The sequence below is a fragment of the Gilvimarinus chinensis DSM 19667 genome (genome assembly GCF_000377745.1).
Classification (GTDB): Bacteria; Pseudomonadota; Gammaproteobacteria; order Pseudomonadales; family Cellvibrionaceae; genus Gilvimarinus; species Gilvimarinus chinensis.
This window is the reverse complement of sequence record NZ_KB898706.1, coordinates 1,074,036-1,082,148: the sequence shown is the minus strand read 5'-3', so window position 1 is coordinate 1,082,148 and position 8,113 is coordinate 1,074,036. Positions and strand designations below refer to the sequence as shown.

At 56.0% G+C, this 8,113-nt stretch carries 6 protein-coding genes; 2 read left to right on the top strand and 4 right to left on the bottom strand.

The window, feature by feature from the left end; all coding sequences use genetic code 11:
* Nucleotides 1-156 precede the first annotated feature (156 nt).
* The 4 genes from eno to tilS all read right to left on the bottom strand — a co-directional run bounded on the left by eno (nucleotide 157) and on the right by tilS (nucleotide 5,550).
* Entirely contained in the window at nucleotides 157-1,446 is a 1,290-nt protein-coding gene (gene eno / locus D568_RS0105030; protein ID WP_020208489.1) for a phosphopyruvate hydratase, read from the bottom strand.
* A 41-nt stretch (nucleotides 1,447-1,487) separates the two neighbouring features.
* Nucleotides 1,488-2,339, bottom strand: a complete 852-nt coding sequence (gene kdsA, locus D568_RS0105025) for a 3-deoxy-8-phosphooctulonate synthase (RefSeq protein ID WP_020208488.1) — start codon at nucleotides 2,337-2,339, stop codon at nucleotides 1,488-1,490.
* A 56-nt stretch (nucleotides 2,340-2,395) separates the two neighbouring features.
* Complete coding sequence (locus tag D568_RS0105020; protein WP_020208487.1) at nucleotides 2,396-4,018, bottom strand: CTP synthase; 1,623 nt, start codon at nucleotides 4,016-4,018, stop codon at nucleotides 2,396-2,398.
* 161 nt (nucleotides 4,019-4,179) lie between these two features.
* On the bottom strand, nucleotides 4,180-5,550 hold the full coding sequence (gene tilS, locus D568_RS19315) for a tRNA lysidine(34) synthetase TilS (protein WP_211211596.1): 1,371 nt from the start codon (nucleotides 5,548-5,550) through the stop codon (nucleotides 4,180-4,182).
* A gap of 59 nt (nucleotides 5,551-5,609) precedes the next feature.
* On the opposite strand from tilS, the gene D568_RS0105010 reads away from it, so the two are divergent.
* Both D568_RS0105010 and greB read left to right on the top strand, forming a co-directional pair.
* Nucleotides 5,610-7,601, top strand: a complete 1,992-nt coding sequence (locus D568_RS0105010) for a S9 family peptidase (RefSeq protein ID WP_020208485.1) — start codon at nucleotides 5,610-5,612, stop codon at nucleotides 7,599-7,601.
* Nucleotides 7,601-8,098 carry a transcription elongation factor GreB gene (greB, locus tag D568_RS0105005; protein WP_020208484.1) on the top strand — a complete coding sequence of 166 codons (498 nt, stop codon included), beginning with the start codon at nucleotides 7,601-7,603 and terminating at the stop codon, nucleotides 8,096-8,098. Before D568_RS0105010 ends, greB begins: the two co-directional genes overlap by 1 nt.
* Nucleotides 8,099-8,113: the final 15 nt, after the last annotated feature.

Here is an 8,113-nt window from a genome sequence, read left to right as displayed (position 1 = left end):
ACTCGCAACGCCCGGCGACACGGGCATATAAAAAGCCCGCTTCAGCGGCCCAAAAAACCAAAAAAGCCCCACTCTGCAACCAAAGCGGGGCTTTCTCAAAGGCGATACACCCAAAGGCGCACCACCAAAACTTAAAGCGATAGTCCCGTCAAAAACTTACGCCTTAAATTCCGCACGACCTTTATAAGGCGCACTGCCGTTCAGTTCGGCTTCAATACGCAGCAGACGGTTGTACTTAGCTACGCGATCTGAGCGGCACAGTGAACCGGTTTTGATTTGACCGGCTGAGGTGGCAACGGCCAAATCGGCGATGGTGGTGTCTTCGGTTTCACCAGAGCGGTGTGAGATAACCGCGGTGTAGCCGGCGTCTTGTGCCATTTTGATGGCGTCCAGAGTTTCAGACAGCGAACCGATTTGGTTGAACTTAATCAGGATAGAGTTACCGATGCTTTTCTCGATACCTTCTTTCAAGATTTTGGTGTTGGTTACGAACAAGTCATCGCCCACCAGCTGAACTTTGTCGCCCAGGATTTTGGTCAGGTAAGCCCAGCCGTCCCAGTCGCTTTCGTCCAGACCATCTTCGATAGAAATGATAGGGTACTTGGCGGTCAGGTCGGCCAGGTAGTCAGAGAAGCCTTCGGAGTTGAAGGTTTTGCCTTCGCCAGACAGGTTGTACTCGCCGTTTTTGTAAAATTCTGAGGCGGCGCAATCCAGAGCCAGAGTTACGTCTTCACCCAGTTTGTAACCGGCGTTGGCTACGGCGGTGCCGATAACAGACAGAGCTTCTTCGTTAGACGGCAGGTTAGGAGCAAAGCCACCTTCGTCACCTACGGCGGTGTTCAGGCCTTTTTCGTTGAGTACTTTTTTCAGTGCGTGGAAAATTTCTGCGCCGACTTGCAGTGCTTCAGCGAATGACTTAGCGCCCACTGGCTGTACCATAAACTCCTGAATATCAACGTTGTTGTCGGCGTGCTCACCACCGTTCAGGATGTTCATCATCGGAACTGGCATGGTGTACTTGCCAGCGGTGCCGTTTACTTCGGCAATGTGCTGGTACAGCGGAATATTTTTGTCCGCAGCGGCGGCTTTAGCAGCGGCCAAAGATACGGCCAGGATAGTGTTGGCGCCCAGCTTGGATTTGTTTTCGGTGCCGTCGGCTTCCAGCATGGCGTTATCCAGCGCGCGCTGATCGGCAGCTTCCATACCCACCAGGATGGGCTTGATGGTGTCGTTAATGTTGGCAACGGCTTTCAGCACGCCTTTACCCAGGTAGCGGGATTTATCGCCGTCGCGCAGCTCCAGAGCTTCGCGCGAACCGGTAGAAGCGCCAGATGGGGCGCAGGCAGAACCTACCGCACCGGATTCCAGAATCACTTCAGCGCTTACGGTAGGGTTACCGCGGCTGTCCAGTACCTCAAAGGCTTTAATATCGGCAATCTTGCTCATCGATCTATGTGCTCCAGTTGTCGTTTCAATAAAATTAATGATCAATCAATGTGTAAAGGCGGTAGCGCTTTTACTGTGTCATCAATTGCTTTCATTTGGGTTAAAAAGGGCTCTAATTTGTCTAATGGCAGTGCGCTTGGCCCGTCGCACTTGGCGTTATCCGGGTCTGGGTGCGCTTCGAGGAACAAACCGGCGAGGCCCACGGCCATACCGGCGCGGCCCAGCTCTGCCACCTGATGGCGACGACCGCCCGAGGCGGCGCCCATGGGGTCGCGGCACTGCAGCGAGTGGGTAACGTCGAAAATAACCGGCGCGCCTCCGCTCACTTCACGCATGGTGGAAAAGCCCAGCATATCCACCACTAAGTTGTCGTAGCCAAAGTTGCTGCCGCGATCACACAGAATCAGTTTGTCGTTGCCGCACTCGCGGAATTTCTCACAGATGTTTTTCATCTGCCCCGGGCTTAAAAACTGCGGCTTTTTGATATTAATAACGCTGTCGGTTTTTGCCATGGCTTCAACCAAATCGGTTTGGCGGGCCAAAAACGCGGGCAGTTGAATAATGTCGGCCACTTCGGCCACCGGCGCACATTGAAAGGTTTCGTGCACATCGGTAATCACCGGAACGTTAAAGGTCTCTTTAATTTCCTGAAAGATTTTTAAGCCCTCATCCATTCCCGGCCCACGAAAGGAGTGAATGGAAGAGCGATTGGCTTTGTCGAAAGACGCTTTAAACACGTACGGAATGTTCAGCTTATCGGTCACGGCTTTGTAGGCTTCGGCGGTTTTCATGGCCAAGTCGCGAGACTCCAGCACGTTCATGCCACCGAACAATACAAAGGGGTGATTGTTGGCGATTTCTATACCGCCGACGCTAACGATTTTATCAGTCACTATTTAGCTCACTTGTCGCTGTCACGAAAATGCCCGGCGTACCGGGCATTGTAAGATTAGGTGCGATTTTTTAACGCGGCGTCCACAAAACTGGTGAACAGTGGGTGGCCATCGCGCGGGGTGGAGGTAAACTCCGGGTGGAACTGACAGGCCACAAACCAGGGGTGATCGGAAATTTCCACCACCTCAACCAAGGTGTCGTCGCTGGACCAGCCGCCAATTTTTAAACCCGCCTGCTGCAGTTGATCAACATAGTTGTTGTTCACTTCGTAGCGGTGACGGTGGCGCTCGACGATGACGTCCTGGCCGTAAATATCGCGGCTTTTTGAGTCTTTAACCAAGCGGCACTCTTGCGCACCCAGGCGCATGGTGCCGCCCAGGTCGGATTTTTCATCGCGGGTTTCTACGTCGCCATCGGCGGTTACCCACTCGGTAATCAGGCCGATGACCGGGTCTTTGCAGTGGCGGTCAAATTCGGTGCTGTTGGCCTCTTTTAAGCCCAGCACGTTGCGCGCGAATTCAATCACGACCGATTGCATGCCCAGGCAAATACCCAGGTAAGGCACTTTGTTTTCACGGGCATAACGCACAGCGGCCAGCTTGCCTTCAACGCCGCGGTTGCCGAAACCGCCGGGCACCAGAATGGCATCGGCGTTTTGCAGAACTTGAATGCCCTCTTCCTCGATGCGCTCGGCGTCGATGTAATCAATATTCACTTTGGTACGGGTGTGAATACCGGCGTGGCTCAGGGCTTCGTTGAGCGATTTATAGGCGTCCAGCAAGTCCATGTACTTGCCCACCATGGCGATGGTAATTTCGTGCTCGGGGTTGAGCTTGCCATCGACTACGGCGTCCCACTCGGACAAATCCGCCGGGCCGCACTCAAGGTTCAGGTAGTCCACCACAATTTGATCCAGGCCGTATTCGTGCAACAGGCGCGGAATGGCGTAAATGGTGTTGGCATCCGGTACAGGTACCACGGCTTTTTCGGGCACGTTGGTGAACAGCGCGATTTTGCGGCGCGAGTCGTCATCAATGGCCACTTCCGAGCGGCACAGCAATACTTCAGGCTGCAGGCCGATGGAGCGCAGCTCTTTGACCGAGTGCTGGGTAGGTTTGGTTTTGGTTTCACCGGCGGTAGCAATGTAGGGCACAAGGGTTAAGTGCACCAGCATGGCGTGTTGTGGGCCAAGCTCGACTTTAAGTTGGCGCACCGCCTCGAGGAAAGGTTGGGATTCAATATCGCCCACGGTGCCGCCGATTTCTACCAGCGCTACGTCAACGTCGCGGCCGCCTTCGAGAATACGGCGCTTAATTTCGTCGGTGATGTGGGGAATCACCTGAACGGTGCCACCTAGGTAGTCACCACGGCGCTCTTTGCGCAATACGGTTTCGTACACACGGCCAGTGGTAAAGTTGTTGCGACGGGTCATTTTGTTGCGGATGTACCGCTCGTAATGGCCCAGATCCAGATCGGTTTCGGCGCCATCCTGGGTGACGAATACCTCACCGTGCTGGAAGGGGCTCATGGTACCGGGATCGACGTTAATGTAAGGGTCCAGCTTCATAATGGTTACCGCCAGGCCGCGGGATTCCAAAATTGCAGCCAGCGAGGCAGAAGCAATGCCCTTGCCCAGCGACGAAACAACACCACCGGTTACGAATATATAGCGCGTCATGTATAGCCTTGTAGAGCTTAGCGTTAAGAGAAATTGGGGAGAATGAGCGCGGGCTCACTCGGCGCACATTCGTGGCTTTGCAGCGATCAGTGCAGACCGCATCTGTGGCTCACAATGTGCTTTCAGATGGGGCGCCAGAATACCAGAAAGCCCCACCGGGCTCAATCAGAAGTTGGCCTTTGCACAGCGGCAAAGTGCCAATGCAAGGCCATAGCGCCCGCCCCTTTGCCCGCATAAGCCTGATTGACCCAATAATCGCCCACAGCGGCCAGATCGCCATCAATAAACAACAGCGGCACCCGTGGGCGCAGCCAGGTGGGCACTTGGTATTCTTGCAGCAGTTTTTTAAGGGTTTGTGAATGCGCACGACCGGCAGGCTGGCAGCGCTCGCCGCCCTGACGCCAGCGTACCTCGACCTTGCCCGTTAAGCCATCGGGGTGAATGCCCATGCAGTTGATGCCAATGTGGTGAACGGGTATAAGGCTGAGGCAATCTCCGCCCGGCAGGGCCAGTGGTTCGGCAACGCTCTGCCACAGCAAGCTCGGCTCATCCGTGCGCGGCGCCCACTGGGCGCGGGCATCCAGCGCGTAAAGCCGGTTGGCAAAGCAACACAGCTGCACATCTACCACCGAGATTCTGGCGGCCACGCTAGCCCCCTCAGCCAGCAGCTGCTGTTCGATATCCACTTGCGCCTGACGACCGATGCTGACCCCAAAACGTTCATCGAGCCAGAAGCGCAGGTAGTTTTTCTGCCGCCTTGGGGGTAAGGCGCGCAGATGCGCAAGATCAACACTGTAACCGCCGGGCTCGGGGCGCTCGGCCAGTTGTTGGCTATCCAGAATGGCTAAATCGGTAAGCAGTGATTGCGCCTCGCGGCAATGCTCAGCACTTTGCGCCATGGCTTTGCTGGCCTCGGGCCAGCGCTCGGTTAGTGCGGGCAACACCTGCTGGCGCAAATAATTGCGATCAAAATGCAGCTGCTCGTTGGACTCATCCTCTATCCACTGCAAGTCCTGTTCGCGAGCGTAGGCGAGCAGCTCGGCCCGACTGTAATTAAGCAGCGGCCGCCATAGGCTTACATTGCCCAGGTGGCGCTGCTCACCCATTGCCGCCAGACCTTTGACTCCGGCGCCGCGCATCAACCGGTACAGTAACGTCTCGGCCTGGTCGTCGCGGTGGTGCCCCAACAGCACTACATCGCCAGGCTGGGTTAACTCATTGATCGCCTGATAACGCGCCTGGCGGGCGCGCTCTTCAAGATTGCCCGTAGCCGAATGTAAGCCTAACCGCTGAGTCAGCAGCGGCACCTGAAGGCTATCGCAAACCGTTTGGCAATGGCGCTGCCAGCTATCGGCATTGGGCGACAGGCCATGGTGAACGTGCACGGCAATAACAGGCACTCCCAGCTGAGCAGCACTTAAGCTATGCAAAAGTACGGTTGAATCCAACCCGCCACTAAAGCCCACCAACCAGCGGCTGGCGCTGTGCTGGCGGGCGCAACTTTGTAGTGTGCGAACGATGGAATGAGTCATGGCGGCATTTAACCCCAGGCGCGGGTAGCGGGCAACAACTCTTGCGATTACAAGCCACAATGGGTAGTGTTCAGGGCCCTGAAATTCACAAGCCTGTCGAGTCTATGAGCGCAAAAAACACCAAACACATCGCCCCTTTCGGCACCTGGAACTCCCCCATCACCCCGGAAGCACTCACTGCCAACTCTCTGCGTTTGGATGCCCCGCAACTGTGCGGCGCCATTGTGTATTGGCTAGAGTCGCGCCCCGATGAGGGCGGGCGCAATGTGTTAATGCGACAGGAGCTGGGCAAAGACCCGCGTGAGCTGCTGGACGCCAGCGTGAGCGTACGCACCCGCGCCAACGAATACGGCGGCGGGGCCTACCTGGCCACAGAAAATGCCGTTTTTGCCGTGTTCGACGCCGACCAGCGCATCTATAAAATTCCCCTGCGCCAGGGCCACTCCCTTACCCCCGTTGCCATTACACCGGAAGGCGACTATCGCTACGCGGATTTTTGTTTCGATGCCAAGCGCGAACGCTTAATAGCGGTGCGTGAAGATCATACCGGCGAAGGTGAGGAAATTGCCCAACTGGTGGCCATAGACATCAACGCCAACTACAAGGTGACAACGCTCGCCGAGGGCGCGGATTTTTACAGCAACCCACGCCTGTCACCCGATGGCCGCGAACTGCTGTGGCTGAGCTGGCAGCACCCCAATATGCCCTGGGATGGCACCGAGCTGAGCCTGGCCAAGCTGAGCGAAAAAGGCGAGATAGAGAACCACCAGGTTATCGCAGGTAGCGCTACCGAATCCATTTTCCAGCCCAGCTGGAGCCCGGAGGGCACGCTGTACTACGTAAACGACCGCAGCAATTGGTGGAATTTATACTGCTACGAAGGCGGTAAACATCTGTGCGTGATTGAACGCGAAGCCGAATTTGCCACCCCCCAGTGGGTGTTTGGCATGTCCACCTATGGTTTTATCAGCGACGACAAAATCATCTGCTGTTACAGCGAAAACGGCCTGTGGTCACTGGGGTTAATAACCCGCAAAAAGACCGCGCGCGGTTATCAGTTCAGCGCCCTGGCAAGCCCGCTCACCGATATCAGCAATATTCAGGCAAACGCGGACCACATTGTATTTACCGGCGGCAACGCCGAGCGCTCCAGCACCTTATTTCACTTTCTCAGCCAATCCATCGGTCACAAAGCCGCGCCCCCCATGCAGCAGCTACGCCGTTCAAAGCCCGCAAGCTTTGAGCCGGACGATTTAGCCAAACCACAGGCGATTAGTTTTGCTACTTCAGGCAATGCAAGCTGCCACGGTTTTTACTACGCCCCAACCAACGCAAAATTTACCGCACCAGAAGGTGAGAAACCGCCACTGATTGTGATGTGCCATGGCGGCCCGACTGGCGCCACCAGCAGCGCCCTGAACGAAAAGCTGCAATTTTGGACCAGCCGAGGCTTCGCCGTGCTGGATGTGAACTATCGCGGCAGCACCGGCTACGGCCGGGACTATCGCGACAGCTTGAAAGGTAACTGGGGCGTCGCCGACGTCGCCGATGTCGCCGCTGGCGCTCAGTACTTGGCGGATCAAGGTTTGGCGGATTCAAGCAAACTGATTATTCGCGGCTCAAGCGCCGGTGGCTACACCGTGCTGGCCGCCCTTACTTTTACCGACACCTTTAGCCTGGGCGCCAGCTTGTACGGCATTGGCGACTTGTCGGCACTGGCCGAGCACACCCACAAGTTTGAATCCCGTTATTTAGACACGCTGGTAGGCCCCTACCCCGAAGCCAAAGCCGTGTACACCGAGCGCTCGCCTATTCACCACATTGAGCAACTCAGCTGCCCGGTGATTTTTTTGCAAGGCTTAAAAGATAAAGTCGTGCCGCCCGAGCAGGCCGAAGCAATGGTCGCCGCACTTGAGCAAAAAGGCATAGCCAACCGCTACGTAACCTTCGCCGATGAAGCCCACGGCTTTAGAAGCGCCGAGGCGATTCAAACCGCCGCCCGCGAAGAGCTGGCGTTTTACCAACAGCAATTAAATTTGGGCAGCGCCTAATGGGCCGCTGGCGACCGCCGCGCCCCAAAGGCTCGGCTTACATTACCGCTGAAGGCGCGGAAAAACTGCGCGCCGAACTTCGCTACCTATGGAAAGAAGAGCGCCCCAAGGTGACCGACGTAGTGCACGAAGCGGCCAAAAACGGCGACCGTTCGGAAAATGGCGATTATATTTACGGCAAAAAGCGCCTGCGCGAAATTGACTCGCGCGTGCGCTTTTTAACCAAGCGCTTGGAAGCATTAACCATTGTTGACCGCTTGCCCAATGATCGCGACCGGGTGTTTTTTGGCGCTTGGGTAACCCTGGAAGACGAAGACGGCAAGGAAACTCGCTACCGCATTGTGGGGCCGGATGAGTTTAATGTCAGCGAGGGAAAAATTAGCATGGATTCACCGCTGGCCCGCGCCATGCTAAAAAAACAGCTGGACGACGAGGTGGTGCTGCGCAACGAAGAAGGCGAAAAGGTTTATTACATCAGTGCAATTGACTATGAATAAACCCAGCTTTCGAGT

Bases quoted from the DNA above. Each gene is read 5' to 3' on its own strand.
- greB (WP_020208484.1), top strand. From the start codon at position 7,601: ATGGGCCGCTGGCGACCGCCGCGCCCCAAAGGCTCGGCTTACATTACC.
- D568_RS0105020 (WP_020208487.1), bottom strand. From the start codon at position 4,018: ATGACGCGCTATATATTCGTAACCGGTGGTGTTGTTTCGTCGCTGGGC.
- tilS (WP_211211596.1), bottom strand. From the start codon at position 5,550: ATGACTCATTCCATCGTTCGCACACTACAAAGTTGCGCCCGCCAGCAC.
- D568_RS0105010 (WP_020208485.1), top strand. From the start codon at position 5,610: ATGGGTAGTGTTCAGGGCCCTGAAATTCACAAGCCTGTCGAGTCTATG.
- eno (WP_020208489.1), bottom strand. From the start codon at position 1,446: ATGAGCAAGATTGCCGATATTAAAGCCTTTGAGGTACTGGACAGCCGC.